Genomic DNA, 18,064 nt, shown 5'->3' with positions numbered 1-18,064 from the left:
GCTTCTAGAAAGCAGATCTGTCGCAAAAAACCCCACGCACGTGGGGTTTTTTATGCCAATAAAGCAAGCCTAACGATAAAACAGAGCTTATATTGTCAGCCTTGTTCCGCTGCTAGCGCATCGAGGCCACGCGCTAAATCACGCTGAATGTCCTGCTGGCTTTCCAGTCCCACCGCCACACGAATCAACCCAGGAACAATGCCCGCTGCCTCTTTTTGCGCATCGGATAAGCGTCCATGCGTGGTCGTCGCGGGATGAGTGATCGTCGTTTTTACATCCCCCAGGTTACCGGTGATGGATAATAGACGAGTCGCATCAATCACCTGCCAAGCGCCCTCCTGCCCATTAACAACCTCAAACCCAAGCACAGCGCCAAAGCCCTTCTGCTGCTGCTTGGCAAGCATATGCTGCGGATGCGCTTCCAAACCGCTGTAATGCACGTTGCTTACTGCAGGATGTTGTTCCAGCCAGCGCGCCAGCGTGAGCGCATTTTCACAATGAGCTTTCATTCGTAGTGAGAGTGTTTCTAGCCCTTTGGTAAATATCCAGGCATTAAAGGGACTGAGACAAGGGCCGCAGGTACGAACCACACCGAAGACTTCTTCCAGTGCATCATGCTTACCCACGACAGCACCACCGATGGCCCGCCCTTGACCGTCCAGGTACTTGGTCGCGGAGTGGATGACGAGGTCGGCACCCAACGCAAGAGGCTGCTGCAGCGCAGGTGTCAAAAAGCAGTTATCAATGGCCAAAAGGGCATTATTACGTTTTGCTATGGCAGCAAGCGCCGGGATATCGGCAATCTCGGAAAGCGGGTTTGAGGGCGTTTCTGCAAACAGGAGCCGCGTTTTGGGCGTAATAGCCGCTTCCCACGCTTCTACATTAGAGAGTTCAACATAGCGGGTGGTGATGCCAAACTTGCCCAGGTATTTATCGAACAGGCTGACGGTCGAGCCAAAGAGCGAACGCGATGCCACGATTTCATCACCGGCAGACAATAATGCAAGCGCCGTCGATAAAATGGCCGACATACCCGAGCTCGTTGCCACGCAGCGCTCTCCACCTTCAAGTGCTGCCAAGCGGCGCTCGAAAGTATGTACAGTGGGGTTCGTAAAGCGCGAATAAACGTTACCAGGCTCTTGCCCACCAAACTTACGCGCTGCTTCCGCAGCGCTTTCATAGACAAAGCTAGAGGTCGGAAAAATAGGCTCCGCATGCTCTTGCTCGAAGGTGCGATGATGGCCTGCACGGATCGCCAGCGTCTCTAACGACCACTCATCCTGTTGGCTGTCATTATGCATGGACGTACCCCTTATTTTCAGTAAGCATCAGTGACCTGTCGTTAGTCGTCGAGGTCATCATCCTGATTGTGCATATCGACCAGCGCATGATCACCCGCACTTTGATCTTTCGCGGCGTCGTTCCGGCTGGCTTCAAGCACGGCCAGATACGCTTCATCGATATCCCCCGTAACATACTTGCCATCAAAGACCGAGCAGTCGAAGGCTTCCATTTCCGGGTTTACTTCACGACAGGCATCTTTCAGGTCTTCCAGATCCTGGTAGAAAATTCGGTCAGCGCCAATCAGCTCGCCTACTTCATCTTCAGTGCGGCCATGGGCAATTAACTCCACCGCCGCAGGCATGTCGATACCGTACACATTAGGGTAGCGCACAGGCGGCGCAGCGGAGGCAAAGTAAACCTTACGCGCACCCGCATCTCGGGCCATCTGAATAATCTGCTTACAGGTCGTACCACGTACAATCGAGTCATCCACCAGCAGCACGTTCTTGCCTTTGAACTCAATGTCGATGGCGTTGAGTTTTTGGCGTACCGATTTCTTACGCTGCGTTTGGCCAGGCATGATAAACGTACGGCCAATATAGCGGTTCTTCATAAAGCCTTCGCGATACGTCACCCCAAGGTGCTGGGCCATTTCCAGCGCGGAGGTACGGGACGTATCCGGAATGGGGATCACAACATCAATATCGTGATCAGGCCATTCGTTCAGGATTCGGTCGCCCAGCTTGCGCCCCATTTGCATGCGCGTGCCATAGACGTAGGCACCGTCCAGAATGGAGTCAGGGCGTGCCAGATATACATGCTCGAAAATACACGAGCGCAGTTCCGGGCGGTCAGCACATACTTGCGTATGACACTGGCCCTGCATATCCACAAATATCGCTTCGCCGGGTGACAGGTCACGCTCAAGCTCAAAGCCGCCCACGTCTAGCGCGACCGACTCAGACGCAATCATGACATCCTGCCCTTCGTCCGTTTGGCGAGTACCAAACACCACTGGACGAATGCCGTGAGGATCACGAAATGCCACCATACCAAAACCGTTAATGATCGCGACCGCCGCGTAGCCGCCTTTGCAGCGCCGGTGCACTCTACGTACCGCATCAAAAATATCTTCCGCTTCCAGATGCAGGCCTTGCTTACCCAGCTCATGGGCAAACACGTTAAGCAACACTTCAGAGTCGGAGCTGGTATTGATATGCCGTAAATCGGTTGAGAAAAGCTCCTGCTTCAACTGTTCAGAGTTGGTTAGGTTACCGTTATGGGCCAACGCAATACCGTAAGGCGAGTTGACATAAAACGGCTGAGATTCCGCTTCGCTGGATGAACCAGCGGTAGGATAACGTACGTGACCAATGCCCAGGTTGCCCTTAAGGCGAGCCATATGGCGAGTGTGGAAGACGTCGCGCACTAGCCCATTGCTCTTGCGCAGTAAGAAGCGTCCCTCGCTCCAGGTCATCATACCGGCAGCGTCCTGGCCGCGATGCTGAAGTACGGTCAGGGCATCGTAGATTCCCTGATTTACCGCCTGCTTGGCCAGAAGGCCCACTATACCGCACATTCAAGTTACCTCGCTTTAGTGCCATGGCTTGCCAAAACAAGCCCGTACGTTCTTAAAACTCATTTTAATACGTTTGCGTTTAACCGGTACCCGTCAAGCGGTTAGGCAAGCGCAAAACACGCTGTTAGGCGTTATTGACTATCCATGGGCTGCGGCGCAAAACTGCCATGCGGGCGAATCTCAGGCAGTGATATATCGCGTAAAGAGGCGGGCGCTTCTGGCAGCTCACGCTCCCACTGATCCAACTGACTAACCGCCCAATCGCGCAACTCGATAAAGGTGGGCCGTAACAAGGCTTGCTGCCATGCCTGAAGCTCGGCAAGCGGCGTGAGCGTAATAACGACCGTGGCCACCAGTAAGATGATCGTGCCACGCGCGATACCAAACACAGCTCCCGCAAAACGGTTCAAAAGCCCCATGCCTACCCATACAATGGCCGCATGCACCAAGCGAATAACAATGCCGCAAAGCAAGATCACCGCGAAAATAACCAGTGCAAAGGCCAATACAAGTCGAGCGTCAAAACTTTCGATAAACCCGCTCATTAACTCAGCGACTGGCTCTGCCAAAACGCGGGCGACCATTAACGCAACCACCCATGCCCCAAGCCCTAACGCTTCTCTAACAAAACCACGGACAAAGCCGGCCAGCATCGAAAGCGCCAGCACGGCAAGAAATACAGCATCAATCCACGTTAGCGCCATCGTTTAATCTCTTACTCGCACTAACAGACCTTGCACGTTTGCGCGCTGTTTAATTAAGGCCATGGCCGCTTCGCCATCCTCTGATGATGCGTAAGGCCCCACGAGCACTGTGGTCAAGTTATTGTCGCGCTGGCGTTGGAAAACACTAAATCCTTCGCCTGTAAGCTGGCTACCTAGTCGCTGAGCATTCGCGGCATCGCCAAAACTACCCACCTGAACCGCCCACCCACCTTGCTGTGTAGACGCTGGTCCAGCACTCGATGAACCCGCCCCTGATGAACCTGAACTAGAAGAGCCTGTACTTGAAGAACCTGTACTTGAAGAATTAGCACTTGAAGAACCTGCAGCGCTTTGGCTGCTGGATGTCGACGTGCTATTCGAGGCTACCAGGTCGGCAATGGGGTCATTTTGGGGAGCGTCAGTGTTTGAAGATGACGTAGGCGCTTGTGCGACGGTTTCCGTTCCACTGGGCGCATCAATTTGAGAAGTATCAGGTAATCTCGGAGATGCATCTATCGGTGCATTAACCCCATCATTGCTTGCCACATTTGAAGATGGCTGAGGGTTAATGGTAGAGGGCATTTGGGGAGCGTCTACATCATGGCGCGCCGTTTCTATGGGCTGTTCAATAATGAACGTTGGTTGCTGTCGCTCCTCACGCGGCGCCGGGTCACTCATCAGCCAAGGGACAACGATTGCGAGTAGCGCAAGCAGAATCACAACACCGCTAATGCGCTCTGTTTTACCATATTTCATATCATCTCCCTCTAGCGGGACTACGCCTTAAGAACGGCTGGCTTGTGGCAGTGATCGAGCTAACAGAGCGGCGACGGTAAAAAAGGAACCCGTTACCAAAATGCGATCCTTGTCAGTGAGCATCTCAGCCATGGCATCAACACCGGCTTCAGGCGAGTCTGCACAAAGCCGCACACAGCCACCATGGGCTTTAATACGCTCAGCGAGTTCATTGGCCGTGTGGCCGCGCTCGCCATCAAGCGTTACACAGACCCAGTCAGTAATACGCGGTGCTAACGCCGCAATAACACCATCAACGTCTTTATCATTGAGCATACCTATCACTGCCCACTGCCGTCCTGTATCAGGCGGTACTGGCAAATGGCGAGCAACATAGGTAGCCGCATGAGGATTATGCCCCACATCCAGGCACCACTGCCCTATCCACTGCATCCGGCCTGGCAGATTAACACTGGCTAATGCATTTTGCGTGGCTTTTAGCGTTAGCGTCAGCCCCGTAAGCGCCAGCGCTTGTAGCGCAGTTGCGGCATTATCGACAGGCAGACCAGGATCAGGCAGCGCATCCAGAGAAAGCGTCTCCCCCGTTGCCGTCAACCCACTCCAGCACCAGGGTAAATGGCTGTTTTCCTCGGCACTGTGGTTAAACGCTAATCCTAACCGGTAAACCGGCGCCGCCAAGGCAATAGCCGCATCGGCCACGCTACCGGGAAGCGACTCACTGCCCAATACCGCTGGCCGCAACGGGCGAAATATACCCGCTTTCTCAAGCCCGATTTGCGAAATATCGGTTCCCAAAAAGCTCGCATGGTCTTGGGCTATCGTAGTGACAACCGCAACATCCGCATTAATGATATTGACGGCATCCAAACGACCGCCCAAGCCCACCTCAAGTACCGCAAGATCCAGTTCAGCTTGTGCCAAACACCAGAGTGCGCACAATGTACCTGCTTCAAAATAGGTCAGGCTAATTTCCGGTGCTTCCAGGCGAGCCTGTTCGACACGTTCAAACCCCTCGACCAGGCACGCGTCGCCAACTTCCTGGCCGTTGATACGCACCCGCTCGTTGTAACGCAATAGATGAGGCGAGGAGTACGTACCCACATGCCAACCATGTGCGCGAGCCACCGCGTCAACCATGGCAACCGTCGAGCCTTTACCATTGGTGCCCGCCACAATGACAACGCGATTGGCAATGGGGCGTTTAAATAGCCCCATACGCTCAGCAACACGTGACACACGCTCCAGACCTAAATCAATCCCGACAGGGTGCAGGGTTTCCAGATGCTGAAGCCACTCTGCTAACGACTTAGGCATTGCGGTGTGGTTCATGGCTCTTGTCAATAGAATCCGGACCTGTCTCGTCAACCGTTACGTCAGTATCGGCGATGTGTGCTTCATCAACCACCGGCTCAGCGACGGCTTCATCATCCGCCAATTCACTGGCTAACGAAAGCGCCTCCTGATGAGTCAACTTGCGTAGTACGCCGCCCACACGGGTACGCATTTCCTGGCGATGTACAATCATATCGACCGTACCATGCTCCAACAGGAACTCGCTGCGCTGGAAACCTTCTGGCAGCGTTTCGCGGACGGTCTGCTCAATAACACGCGGACCAGCAAAACCAATCAATGCATTGGGCTCAGCAATATTCAAGTCGCCCAGCATGGCGAGCGAAGCGGATACGCCCCCAAACACCGGATCGGTAAGCACCGAGATATAGGGCACACCGGCCTGCTTGAGTCTCTCAAGTGCCGCCGATGTTTTGGCCATTTGCATCAGTGAGAAAAGCGCTTCCTGCATACGCGCACCACCGGAAGCCGCAAAGCAAACCAGCGGAATGCCTTCGTCAAGCGCGATAGTCGCCGCTCGGGCAAACTTCTCACCCACTACGGCTCCCATCGACCCGCCCATAAAGGTGAACTCGAAAGCAACCGCAATGACCGGCAAACCGTCCAACGTACCACGCATAGCAATCAGCGCATCTTTCTCGCCGGTATCTTTTTGCGCGGCCGCCAAGCGGTCCTTGTACTTTTTAGAGTCGCGGAATTTCAGGCGATCAACAGGTTCAAGCTCTGCCGCGACTTCTTCACGACCTTCTTTATCCAGGAACCAGTCCAAGCGTTTCCGCGCAGTCAGCCGTAAGTGATGGTCACATTTCGGGCAAACACTATGGTGTTTCTCTAACTCAGGAAGATAGAGAACGGCTTCACACTTGGGACATTTACGCCAGAGGCCGTCGGGCACACTGGCACGACGGTCTTTACGCTGGATACGCCCCATGGAGGGCACTATCTTGTCTAACCAGCTCATATCAAAAAGGCTTCCGTTTTACGTCATGCCTGGCAGCGCCAAGCTTGATGAGTGTCGTCAATCAACTTCAAGTATAGACGATGAGGGGCAGCGTTAGACGTCCATTGCGGTGCGCATCTCTGCTAGCACGCTTCTAAGCTGACCAGCGATAATTTCGGGCGTTTCTACATTTTCGGCAATACGGTTTACTAACGCACTACCGACAATCACTCCATCCGCTACGTTAGCCACTTCAGCAGCCGTTACGCCATCGCGAATACCGAAACCAACACATAGCGGCAGGTCGGTCATTTCACGTAGCGGTGCCAGGCGTTCAGCGACGTCACTTGCATTTAAGGTTGCCGCACCAGTAACGCCTTTTAGCGAAACGTAGTAAAGGTACCCCTCACCCTGGGCGCATATTGTAGCGGCTCGCGTAGGTGAAGTGGTAGGCGCCACAAGGAAAATTGCTGCTAAATTATGCGCTTTTAACAGCGGACCCAATTCATCGGCCTCTTCTGGCGGCATATCGACCACTAGCACACCATCAACGCCCACTTTTTCAGCCTGCTCAGCGAAGGCCTCGTAGCCAATACGCTCAATAGGATTTAGATACCCCATTAACACGACCGGGGTTGTGGCATCGGCCTGACGGAATTCAGCCACCATATCCAGCAAGTCGACCAAGCGGGTGCCCTGCTTTAAGGCGCGCTCACAGGCTTTTTGAATAACCGGGCCGTCCGCCATTGGATCAGAAAACGGCACACCAAGTTCAATGACATCCGCACCCGCTTCTACCAGCGCATGCATAAAGCCAACGGTGTACTGTGGCGCCGGGTCGCCCGCCGTAATATAAGGTATCAGAGCCTTGCGGCCCTGCTGCTTGAGTTCAGAAAAGCGCTGATCGATACGGTTCATGCTTGTCCTTTAAAGCGGGCCTTAAAATTCGATACCGTCAATGTTGGCTACGGTCATAATATCTTTATCACCACGGCCTGAAAGATTAACGACGATATGCTGGTCAGGGCGCATGGTAGGCGCCAGCACCTTGGCGTGCGCCAGCGCGTGGGCTGACTCCAAGGCAGGCATTATACCCTCCATCTGTGTCAGTTCTCGAAACGCTTCCAGCACAGCGCTGTCATTAGCGGTGACGTAGCTAACACGACCAACGTCTTTCCAAAGCGCGTGCTCAGGGCCAACGCCCGGATAATCAAGCCCGGCTGAAATGGAGTGTGTATCGGCGACCTGCCCCGCTTCATCAGACATCAAGTAAGTACGGTTTCCGTGCAGCACACCGCGCGGAGCATTCGATGAAAGTGGAGCGGCATGGCGGCCCGTCTCAACACCATCACCTCCGGCCTCAACCCCATACATCGCGACGGCATCGTCTTCAACAAACGGATAAAATAGCCCAATCGCGTTGGACCCACCACCGACACATGCGACCAACGCATCCGGCAAGCGGCCGATTTGTTCCAGCGATTGGCGGCGTGCTTCACGCCCCACTACCGCATTAAAGTCGCGCACAAGCTCAGGGTATGGGTGTGGCCCTGCTACCGTGCCGATAATGTAAAACGTGTTATCAACGTTCGTTACCCAGTCGCGCAGCGCTTCATTCATGGCATCTTTAAGGGTGCGTGTGCCCGACTCTACCGGAATCACTCGTGCGCCCAATAAACGCATACGATAGACATTCAACTTTTGCCGCTGCACGTCTTCAGCGCCCATATACACATCGCACTCAAGACCCAGGCGCGCGGCAACCGTTGCCGTCGCCACGCCGTGCTGCCCGGCACCGGTTTCAGCGATGACCCGTGGTTTGCCGGTTTTTTTGGCAAGCAGTGCCTGGCCGATGGTGTTGTTTACCTTATGCGCGCCGGTATGATTTAAATCTTCGCGCTTTAACCATATTTGCGCACCACCGAGCATCTCGGACCATCGCTTGGCATGATAAAGCGGCGACGGGCGCCCTACGTAGTGGGCAAGGTCATTATCAAACTCGGCCTGGAAAGCAGTGTCATCACGCAGGCTTACGTAAATTTTCTCCAGATCTTCCAGGGCGTAGCTCAATGTTTCGGATACAAACCGGCCGCCATAAGGGCCAAAATGACCGCGGGCATCCGGCATTCGGGTCAGGTCGCTGAATCTGGTCTTGGAAGCCGTGTCAGAAACGGTTCCAGGAACGGTATTAGCGCCACCAGTTGCTGAGACAGTCACAGGGATACCTCACAAGATTGCCAGAACAGGCAACAATTGAATAAGCGGACATAGAGCGCAGCGTCATAAAAAAACAGACTGCGCGGCGTGTTTAACGGGCGTCGGCTAACGCGACTTGCTGAATAAACAGTGTCATTTTTTCAACGTCTTTACGGCCATGCGCTGCTTCAATCCCACCCGACACATCAACGGCATAAGGCGCCACTTGGTGAACGGCAGAGGCGATATTATCAACCGTTAACCCGCCTGCGAGGATAACAGGTTTTGCCAGTTTTGCGGGGATTCTCGACCAATCAAAGACCTCTCCTGTGCCACCTGGCGTGCCCGGCCGGTAGGCGTCCAGCAGCAGCGCCTGTGCCTGATGATAGTCAGCAGCTGCCTGAGATAAATCGATATCGTCACGCATTCGCAGCGCTTTAATCCAGGGGCGCCCAAACTGTGCGCAAAACGCAGGAGACTCATCACCGTGGAACTGAATCATGTCCAGGTACGGTAAGCACTGCTGAATCACGTCAACGGATTGATCAACAAACAACCCTACCCGGGTAACAAAAGCAGGTACTTCACCCGAGAGCGTTTCAAGTTGCTCAAGCGTAATGCTGCGCGCGCTTTTCGGCCACATTACAAAACCCAGCGCATCTGCCCCCAGCATTACGGCTTTTTTAATATCATCACTGCGGGTAAGCCCACAGAACTTGACCCGCGTACGCATGGGGCTAAGCGTCTTCATCTAGCGCCTCCTGAGCGGGATCAGACGTTGTTTTAGTAAATGTCAGTTTACGCCGCGCCGCTATTCTGGGTGTGTCTGGCAGTTCTCGTTCGCCTGTCCACTCCCCGGTAAAAGCGAGCAGGTTAGGTCCTACCGGCTCCATGGGCAAATCAAACCGCTCGTCGTAAATTGAATCAACAAAATGCAGCCCACACGCAGGAGCGGTTACATCACCTTTCTTACGATTCCTTAGCGCCAGCAATCGTTCAATATAACCTTCGTCCTGCGCCCCACGACCTACGCTTACAAGGGCCCCAGCGATATTGCGAATCATGTGATGTAAAAACGCATTGCCCTGAATATCAATGACCACCAGCGGACCAAACCGCTTCACCTCGACAAAATGCATTTGCCGCCATGGTGTTTTGGATTGGCAGCCTGCAGCACGGAAACTTGAAAAGTCATGTTCGCCAATCAGAGCCTGCGCAGCGCGATGCATGGCATCTGCATCCAGAGGATCGCGGCACCACGTTACGTTCGTGCGTTCAAGCACAGGGCGACTGATTTGATTGAGCAGTAAATAACGGTAACGCCTGCCAAGCGCTCCCAATCGGGAATGAAAATCATCCGAGACTGGCTTCACCCAGCGTACGGCGACATCGCGTGGCAAGTTGGTGTTGGCACCAAAAATCCAGGCTTTCTCAGTCCGCTCAGTCGGTGGGTCAAAGTGCGCTATTTGACGCGTGGCGTGAACGCCTGAGTCCGTACGTCCGCTGGCATGTATCTGAACGGGGGCACCGGCCACTTTTGCCAAGGCATCCTCTACGGCGCCTTGAACAGAAGCAGCATGCTTTAAACGCTGAAAGCCGCAAAAACGCGTGCCATCATATTCAATGCCTATTGCCAAACGGCCTTTCAGCGGCCGGGTTTCATCAAAGTGGTAAAACTGGGTCATCAAGCCACGTCATAAAGTTTGAAAGGATAGGGTTTATACGAAAAGTTGCTGAGCGAAGGCCAGACAAGGCAAAAATCAGCGAAAAAACGGAGTTTACATGGGTAAATGAGTATTTTGAGCTGATTTTTAACGCCGTATGGTCGAGCGCAAGCAGTTTTCGTACAAAGCCTAGCCATTATCCCGACCCGGCGGCTTGAATGCTACCTCTTCAATTTCCCACTCTGTGCCTATCGGGCGAGCCGTGCTTACTTTTTTCAGCGTTTCAGACGGTGTCAGCTCGGGCGCTTCAACCCGCTTAAAGTCCATGCCCTTTAATAACAGCGCATCTTCTTGCGGATACCGTCGGCTGCCATGGCCTGCCAAACCTGCTGCCTGACTTTTAGCATAGCTAGCGCCAAAAGCATCGCCTCTCTCGGGTTTACGTGTAGAGGCTTGCAGGTCACTACTAACGGGTGGCGATGGTTTGAACACCTGAGGCTCAGCAAGCGACGCGCTCCTCAAATGCGTTTGAGCAACCGGCTCTTCAGCCTCGCGCCGCTTTCTGCGCCATATTAATCCCGTCAACAGCAGTACCAGCCCAAGGGCAATGAGTGGCCATTGATAACGCTCAATACTACTCAAAACACCACTTGATGGCGCATCGTGTACGTCAGAGATTGGCTGTGCCGCAGCATTCGCCTCAGCCATTAATGGCATCGGAGGAGACGCTTCTACCAACACGTTATTCTCGATGAATTGACTGAGATTATGACGCAGTTCGCTGAGTTCAAGACGAAGCTGCTCGCGCTCTTCATTAGCCGCCAGTAAGCTTGCCTGGCTTTGCTCCAGCTGCTCTGTAAACCGGGCCATAGCACGAGTCAGCTCGGCTTCTATCTGGGCAGTAGCCAGCTCAGGCGCAGGTGGCGCCTCAACCTCAACGTCCACTGGAAGACTCTGAGGCACTGCTGTATTGGCGCGCTGCTCGCCTGCCACCATCACCTGGACAGCGTGAGCCGCCTCATCGACTGAACGTAGCTGCACTTGCCCTTCTGCGGGCAAGCGCAGTGCCTGGCCCGTCCGCAAACTATTAATATTGCCCTCAGGAAAGAACTCAGGATTCGCCGCTACCAGTGCCAACATCATCTGCTGAACGCTCGCGCGCTCAGGTTTACTACGCGAGGCAATACGCCACAACGTATCACCCTCTTGCACCCTTACCTCGGCACGTGGAAGAGGCTCTGTCATTTCCGAGCCTGAGCTTGACACGACGCCGCCAGCTTCTGCCTGGTTCAATGGATAATTAGCGTAGTCAGCCGGGTCAAAAAGCAACGTGACCGCGTGCTGTTGCTGCCCTTCCGGCGAATCAATGACCAGTAGCAAATCCAACCAGGGCGTTGTTACCGCCTGTGATGCGCGCAGGATAATGCGCCGACTGCCCGCTTGCTCTTGAATCTCGGCATGCACCTGACGAGCCAAAGGCATCCACTCAAGCCCAGAGGCGATAAATGATGGTTCATCAGCAACCTGTACGCTTAGCTCGTCTAGCGCGTAGGCGTTTGAGTCAAGCAACGGTAACGAAGCATTTAGCGGGGCTTCCAGCCAGGATTCCACCTCGGCAGGTCCGGCTTCAATTGCCTGCGCAAAAGACGGCACCCCAGCAATCGACAGCAGTGCGATCGTTTTCAAGAAAACGCAATAATTTGAATATTTTTTCGCCACGTTACCCAATCCGTTTTTTTATGGAAACCGCGCTAGCAAGTGCGGTACATGCCAACACAGAACGCAAATTATAATTAACACAAATAAGCAGGTAACGCATGGAGGCGGGTTACTTAATTTAATTTAAAACACTTACAAAAAAACCGGCGCGCTAAAAGCGCCCCGGTTTTGGCTGACGTACTGCGTTGTTTTACTGTTCGCGCAAAATTTTGAGCATGCGCTTAAGCGGCTCGGCAGCGCCCCACAGCAGTTGGTCGCCAACGCTAAATGCCGAAAGGTATTCACCGCCCATGTTCAGCTTACGCAAACGCCCCACCGGAATATCCAATGTGCCAGTAGCGGCGGCAGGCGTTAAACCTGCAATGGTGGCCTCTTTCTCGTTGGGGATCAGCTTGACCCACTCATTATGCTGAGCGATCCGCTCTTCAATCTCATCCAGCGGCACATCATGTTTCAGCTTGATGGTGAACGCTTGGCTGTGAGAACGCATGGCACCAATACGCACGCAAAGACCATCAATCGGCACAGGATTATCACCAAGACCCAGAATTTTATTGGTCTCAACAAAGCCTTTCCACTCTTCACGGCTCTGGCCGCTCTCAAGCTTGGTATCAATCCACGGCAGTAGGCTACCGGCAAGCGGTGCGCCGAAGTTATCGGTCAGGAAGTCGCCACCGCGCATGGCCGCCGTTACCTTGCGGTCAATTTCCAAAATCGCGCTGGAGGGATCAGCCAGTTCGCTACTAACGCTGTCGCGCAGTTGACCCATTTGATTGAGCAGTTCGCGCATGTGCTTGGCGCCAGAACCGGAAGCCGCCTGATAGGTCATGGAGGTCATCCACTCAACCATATCGGCTTCAAACAGGCCGCCCAAGCCCATCAGCATGAGGCTAACGGTGCAGTTACCGCCGACAAAGGTCTTGGCACCTTTGGCAAGCTGCGCATCAATGACCTTACGGTTAACCGGGTCAAGCACGATGGTAGCTTCATCCTCCATGCGCAGCGTGCTGGCGGCATCAATCCAGTAACCCTGCCAGCCATTTTTACGCAGGTCACCATAAACTTGCTTGGTGTAGTCACCGCCTTGGCAGGTAATAACAACATCCAACGCTTTCAATTCTTCAAGAGCAAACGCGTCTTTTAACGCAGGTACGTCTACGCCGATGTCGGGACCAGGCTGGCCTACTTGGGAGGTGGTGAAAAAGACCGGCTCAATGCCGTTAAAATCACCATCTTCCTGCATGCGCTGCATCAGCACAGAACCCACCATGCCACGCCATCCTACGAAACCGACTTTCAACATGCGAAGTCCTCCAGCAAAGAATGAGACATATATTATACACAAAACTTATAAATAACGTCGGCCACTCTTTGAGTGGCCGAGGCATCACACTTTTCATATCAAATAGTTAGCACGCTTTATAGCGCATTTAACTTTTTGCAAAGGCCGCCAGTACCGCATCGCCCATTTCGACCGTCGAAACACGACGCGTTCCTTCTGCGGCGATATCCGCCGTGCGCAGGCCGTTATCCAGAACGCTACCCACCGCGGTTTCAATGCGCTCGGCCATGGCCGTTTCATTGAGCGAGTAGCGCAGCATCATGGCAACCGACAGCATCATGGCGAGCGGGTTGGCAATGTTTTGCCCAGCGATATCCGGCGCGCTTCCGTGGCAAGGCTCATACATGCCTTGGCCGCTTTCGTTCAGCGAGGCCGAAGGCAGCATACCGATGGAGCCGGTAAGCATGGCGGCGGCGTCAGACAGAATATCGCCAAACATATTGCCGGTCACAACGACATCAAACTGTTTCGGGGCACGTACCAGCTGCATCGCGGCGTTATCCACGTACATATGCGAAAGCTCGACGTCCGGGTACTCTGGTGCCAAACGCTCCATCACTTCACGCCACAAAATGGTAACTTCCAGCACGTTAGCCTTATCTACCGAGCAGAGTTTTTTGCCACGCTTTTGGGCCATTTCAAACGCGACGCGGCCGATGCGCTCAATCTCACTTTCGGAATAAATGTAGGTATTATAGCCCACACGCTCCCCGTTACGCTCCTCAATACCCCGCGGCTGGCCGAAGTAAATGCCGCCGGTCAATTCACGCACAATCATGATATCCAGGCCTGCCACCAATTCAGGTTTCAGGCTGGAGGCGCTGGCCAGCTGCGGGTAAAGCATGGCCGGGCGCAGGTTACCAAACAGTCCCAGGTTCTTGCGCAGGCCCAACAAACCTTTTTCAGGGCGCTTGGAAAGGTCTTCGATTTTGTCCCATTTGGGGCCACCCACCGCAGCGAGCAGAATCGCACTGGCCGCCTTGGCTTTTTCAAGCGTTTCAGCAGGCAGTGGGTCGCCATGCACGTCGTAAGCCGAGCCGCCGACCAGCGCTTCTTCAACGTCAATATCCAAACCCGCTTCCTGGCACGCTTTTAGCAAACGCGCAGCTTGAGCAGCAATCTCTGGGCCAATACCGTCGCCGGGTAATAGAAGCACCTTATGGGTCATGTTAAATCCTTAATAGAGAGTCAGCACGGCTTACCGCCGCTTAGCGCAGTGCAATGGGGTTGCACTGCGCTATGTGTGTCTTTTTAACTATTCTGAATGACGCTTATGCGGCTGTATCAGGCTGGCTGACGGAACAACCAGGGTCGAGCATCTTTGTGTTTTTGCTCAAAGGCACGGATCGCATCTTCGTCCTGTAGCGTGATGCCGATATCGTCCAGTCCATTGAGCAGGCAGTGCTTGCGGAACGCGTCCACTTCAAACTCAAGAATTTCGCCGCTCGGCGTGATGACCCGCTGGTTCTCCAAGTCGATATCCAGCTGATAGCCTTCATTAGCATCAACGCCTGTAAACAAGCGATCCACTTCTTCTTCGCTTAACGTGATCAGCAAGATGCCGTTTTTAAACGCGTTATTGTAAAAAATATCTGCAAAGCTTGGCGCAATCACTACTTTAAAACCAAAATCTTCCAGTGCCCACGGCGCGTGTTCCCGCGAGCTTCCACAGCCAAAGTTGCGCCGAGCCAGCAACACCTCAGCCCCCTTAAAACGCGGCTGGTTGAGCACGAAATCAGGGTTCAGCGGGCGACTGGAGCAATCCTGCCCAGGCTGGCCTTCATCTAAATAACGCAGCTCATCAAACAGATTCACACCGAAGCCGGTCCGCTTGATCGATTTCAAGAACTGCTTGGGAATAATTAAATCGGTATCGACGTTAGCGCGATCAAGCGGGGCAACCACGCCTTCAAAACGAGTGAACTTTTTCATGGGTTAAGCCTCCTGGGCGTGGGTAGCATCGTTGGCGGATAAACTGCGTACATCAACAAAGTGGCCAGCAATCGCAGCCGCTGCCGCCATGGCAGGGCTCACCAGGTGCGTACGACCACCGTACCCTTGGCGTCCTTCGAAGTTGCGGTTGGAGGTCGATGCGCAGTGCTCGCCTGCGCCCAATTTATCAGCATTCATGGCCAGACACATGGAGCAGCCCGGCTCGCGCCACTCGAAACCAGCGTCGATGAAGATTTTATCCAGCCCTTCCTCTTCTGCCTGGCGTTTCACAAGGCCAGAACCCGGCACCACCATGGCAAGTTTAATGGAACCTGCCACTTTATTGCCTTGAGCCACTTTGGCAGCCTCACGCAAATCCTCGATACGTGAGTTAGTACACGAACCAATAAACACTTTATCGAGCTTGATATCGGTAATTTTTTGGTTAGCGTGCAAGCCCATATATTCAAGCGCGCGAGCATGGCTGCGCTGCACGGTTTCATCCTGCGAGGCTTGCGGGTCTGGCACGCGCCCGGAAATACCTGTCACCATCTCGGGGCTGGTTCCCCAACTGACCTGCGGCTCGATATCTTCGGCCTTCAGAGTCACCACTTTGTCGAACGCGGCATCGTCATCTGATACCAGTTGACGCCAGTCAGCCACCGCGGCTTCCCACTGCTCGGCGGTCGGCGCAAAGGGGCGCTTGGCCAAGTAATCAATCGTCGTGTCGTCCACAGCAATCAACCCGACCCGGGCACCCGCTTCAATCGCCATATTACACACGGTCATACGGCCTTCCATGGAGAGCGACCCGATAGCACTGCCCGCAAATTCGATAGCGTAGCCCGTACCACCTGCCGTACCGATCTTGCCGATAATGGCCAGTACCACATCTTTGGCGGTCACGCCGAGGCCAAGCTCCCCCTCAACACGCACCTGCATGTTCTTCATTTTTTGTGCCAACAGGCATTGCGTCGCCAATACGTGCTCAACTTCAGACGTACCGATACCGTGCGCCAGCGCGCCAAAAGCACCGTGAGTGGCCGTATGGGAGTCACCGCAAACGACGGTCATGCCGGGCAACGTGGCGCCCTGCTCTGGCCCAACCACGTGCACGATTCCCTGGCGGGGGTCGTTAATTTTAAACTCTTCAATTCCGTACTCAACGCAGTTGTCGTCAAGCGTCTGAACCTGAATCAACGACACCGGGTCTTTAATGCCGCTATTACCTTCGGCGCGCTCTTTCGTCGTCGTTGGGACGTTGTGATCCGGTGTTGCCAGGTTAGCATCCAGGCGCCACGGCATACGTTTGGCCAAGCGCAACCCTTCAAACGCTTGCGGAGAGGTCACTTCGTGAAGCAGCTGGCGGTCAATGTAGATCAGCGCCGTGCCGTCATCGCGCTGCTTCACCAAGTGCTGGTTCCAGAGTTTGTCGTAAAGGGTTTGACCTGACATATGGCTCTCCTGGGCAAGCGCCCTGCTAGTTCGGTATCGCAGCCTCTACGTGCTGCTTAATGTGACGATGCAGCCAGTGTTACGCGTAGCGACCATAAAAGCAATTCATGTTATTTATAGGTATGATTCCATACTGGAATACACCAATACTAACCACACAATAGTGAGCACCACTTGGATACCCAGAGCCTACAAGCGTTTTTAGCCGTTGCTGAAACACAAAGCTTCTCGCGCGCCGCCGAGCAGCTTTATCTCACTCAGCCAGCGGTTAGCAAACGCATTGCCACGCTGGAGTCGCTGGTGGGCACGCGGCTGTTTGACCGTATTGGCAGGCGTATTTCGCTTACCGAGGCAGGCCATTTATTACTGCCACAAGCCAAGCGAATTCTGTTAGCGGTAGAAGATAGCCGCCGAGCACTCGCGAATCTTTCTGGCCAGGTGGGTGGCCAATTAACGCTGGCTACCAGCCATCACATTGGCTTACACCGCCTGCCACCTGTGTTGAAAAACTACACCCAGCGCCATCCAGAAGTAGAATTGGACCTGCATTTTCTGGATTCAGAGTTTGCCTACCAGGGCGTGCAAGATGGCACCCTGGAAATGGCCGTGGTGACGCTCGCTCCCCACCCTGTTGAGCAATTAAACGTGGTGAACCTTTGGCATGACCGGCTATGTTTTGTTTGCGCGCCCGACCACCCGCTAGCTCAAGCCGCTATCCTTAGCCTTGAAGCACTTTGTCACTATAAATGTGTTCTACCTAGCGCCAAAACATTTACCCGTACATTGATTGAGCAACGTTTTGCCAAGGCGGGCCTGTCTCTACAGGTCAGTATGGCTACCAACTATTTGGAAACATTAAAGATGATGTGCAGTGTTGGGCTTGGGTGGAGCCTGCTGCCTGAGGGGATGATTAATAGTGAGCTGGTCGAGCTGAAAATAGATACACCGCCCATCTATAGGCCGCTCGGCTATTTGGTGCATACCAATCGGACACTTTCCAACGCCGCGATAAAAATGATTGAGGCGCTGGAGGCGACGAAAACGACGCATCATGGATAACCAGGTATATGTTATCCTTTTAAGTTCAGCAGACAATTTATCGCAATGATGTGTCTAGCCACTTGCGCCTACAACTCATCCTGA

16 protein-coding genes are annotated in these 18,064 nt (G+C 53.9%); 1 reads left to right on the top strand and 15 read right to left on the bottom strand.

Features of this window, described 5'->3' with window-relative positions:
• Positions 1-95: 95 nt before the first annotated feature.
• The 15 genes from ACT3TJ_RS12885 to leuC all read right to left on the bottom strand — a co-directional run bounded on the left by ACT3TJ_RS12885 (position 96) and on the right by leuC (position 16,921).
• Positions 96-1,301 (bottom strand): O-succinylhomoserine sulfhydrylase, encoded by a 1,206-nt coding sequence (locus ACT3TJ_RS12885; RefSeq protein ID WP_444621880.1) that lies wholly within the window; start codon positions 1,299-1,301, stop codon positions 96-98.
• 41 nt (positions 1,302-1,342) lie between these two features.
• Positions 1,343-2,863, bottom strand: coding sequence for an amidophosphoribosyltransferase (gene purF, locus ACT3TJ_RS12880; RefSeq protein ID WP_172118409.1), 1,521 nt, complete (start codon positions 2,861-2,863; stop codon positions 1,343-1,345).
• Between the two features lie 131 nt (positions 2,864-2,994).
• Entirely contained in the window at positions 2,995-3,567 is a 573-nt protein-coding gene (locus ACT3TJ_RS12875) for a CvpA family protein (protein ID WP_444665798.1), read from the bottom strand.
• A gap of 3 nt (positions 3,568-3,570) precedes the next feature.
• Positions 3,571-4,323 carry an SPOR domain-containing protein gene (locus ACT3TJ_RS12870; protein ID WP_172118407.1) on the bottom strand — a complete coding sequence of 251 codons (753 nt, stop codon included), beginning with the start codon at positions 4,321-4,323 and terminating at the stop codon, positions 3,571-3,573.
• 27 nt (positions 4,324-4,350) lie between these two features.
• Positions 4,351-5,652: a bifunctional tetrahydrofolate synthase/dihydrofolate synthase gene (gene folC / locus ACT3TJ_RS12865; protein WP_444665796.1), complete on the bottom strand. Its 1,302-nt coding sequence runs from the start codon at positions 5,650-5,652 to the stop codon at positions 4,351-4,353.
• The gene (accD, locus tag ACT3TJ_RS12860) at positions 5,630-6,634 is read right to left on the bottom strand and encodes an acetyl-CoA carboxylase, carboxyltransferase subunit beta (RefSeq protein ID WP_444665794.1); all 1,005 of its coding nucleotides are present in this window, start codon (positions 6,632-6,634) and stop codon (positions 5,630-5,632) included. Before accD ends, folC begins: the two co-directional genes overlap by 23 nt.
• Before the next feature lie 93 nt (positions 6,635-6,727).
• Positions 6,728-7,531, bottom strand: a complete 804-nt coding sequence (gene trpA / locus ACT3TJ_RS12855) for a tryptophan synthase subunit alpha (protein WP_442353262.1) — start codon at positions 7,529-7,531, stop codon at positions 6,728-6,730.
• A 21-nt stretch (positions 7,532-7,552) separates the two neighbouring features.
• Positions 7,553-8,740 carry a tryptophan synthase subunit beta gene (trpB, locus tag ACT3TJ_RS12850; protein WP_442353265.1) on the bottom strand — a complete coding sequence of 396 codons (1,188 nt, stop codon included), beginning with the start codon at positions 8,738-8,740 and terminating at the stop codon, positions 7,553-7,555.
• Between the two features lie 181 nt (positions 8,741-8,921).
• Positions 8,922-9,560 carry a phosphoribosylanthranilate isomerase gene (locus tag ACT3TJ_RS12845; protein ID WP_442353263.1) on the bottom strand — a complete coding sequence of 213 codons (639 nt, stop codon included), beginning with the start codon at positions 9,558-9,560 and terminating at the stop codon, positions 8,922-8,924.
• Positions 9,547-10,494: a tRNA pseudouridine(38-40) synthase TruA gene (gene truA, locus ACT3TJ_RS12840; RefSeq protein WP_442353264.1), complete on the bottom strand. Its 948-nt coding sequence runs from the start codon at positions 10,492-10,494 to the stop codon at positions 9,547-9,549. The genes ACT3TJ_RS12845 and truA overlap by 14 nt, the downstream gene beginning before the upstream one ends.
• 168 nt (positions 10,495-10,662) lie before the next feature.
• Entirely contained in the window at positions 10,663-12,159 is a 1,497-nt protein-coding gene (locus ACT3TJ_RS12835) for a type IV pilus assembly protein FimV (RefSeq protein WP_442353375.1), read from the bottom strand.
• Between the two features lie 223 nt (positions 12,160-12,382).
• Positions 12,383-13,495 (bottom strand): aspartate-semialdehyde dehydrogenase, encoded by a 1,113-nt coding sequence (gene asd, locus ACT3TJ_RS12830; protein WP_172118400.1) that lies wholly within the window; start codon positions 13,493-13,495, stop codon positions 12,383-12,385.
• A 127-nt stretch (positions 13,496-13,622) separates the two neighbouring features.
• Complete coding sequence (leuB, locus tag ACT3TJ_RS12825; protein WP_172118399.1) at positions 13,623-14,702, bottom strand: 3-isopropylmalate dehydrogenase; 1,080 nt, start codon at positions 14,700-14,702, stop codon at positions 13,623-13,625.
• A gap of 116 nt (positions 14,703-14,818) precedes the next feature.
• The gene (gene leuD / locus ACT3TJ_RS12820; protein ID WP_172118398.1) at positions 14,819-15,466 is read right to left on the bottom strand and encodes a 3-isopropylmalate dehydratase small subunit; all 648 of its coding nucleotides are present in this window, start codon (positions 15,464-15,466) and stop codon (positions 14,819-14,821) included.
• Between the two features lie 3 nt (positions 15,467-15,469).
• Positions 15,470-16,921, bottom strand: coding sequence for a 3-isopropylmalate dehydratase large subunit (gene leuC / locus ACT3TJ_RS12815; RefSeq protein ID WP_441679939.1), 1,452 nt, complete (start codon positions 16,919-16,921; stop codon positions 15,470-15,472).
• A gap of 174 nt (positions 16,922-17,095) precedes the next feature.
• Between leuC and ACT3TJ_RS12810 the strand changes: the two genes are divergently transcribed.
• Positions 17,096-17,980 carry a LysR family transcriptional regulator gene (locus ACT3TJ_RS12810; RefSeq protein WP_193056812.1) on the top strand — a complete coding sequence of 295 codons (885 nt, stop codon included), beginning with the start codon at positions 17,096-17,098 and terminating at the stop codon, positions 17,978-17,980.
• Positions 17,981-18,064 lie beyond the last annotated feature (84 nt).

Origin of the sequence: Halomonas sp. AOP30-A1-24 (assembly GCF_052378165.1) — a bacterium.
Lineage (GTDB): Bacteria > Pseudomonadota > Gammaproteobacteria > Pseudomonadales > Halomonadaceae > Vreelandella > Vreelandella citrativorans.
The sequence above is the reverse complement of the archived record's forward strand: the minus strand, read 5'-3'. Positions and strand labels throughout refer to the sequence as shown.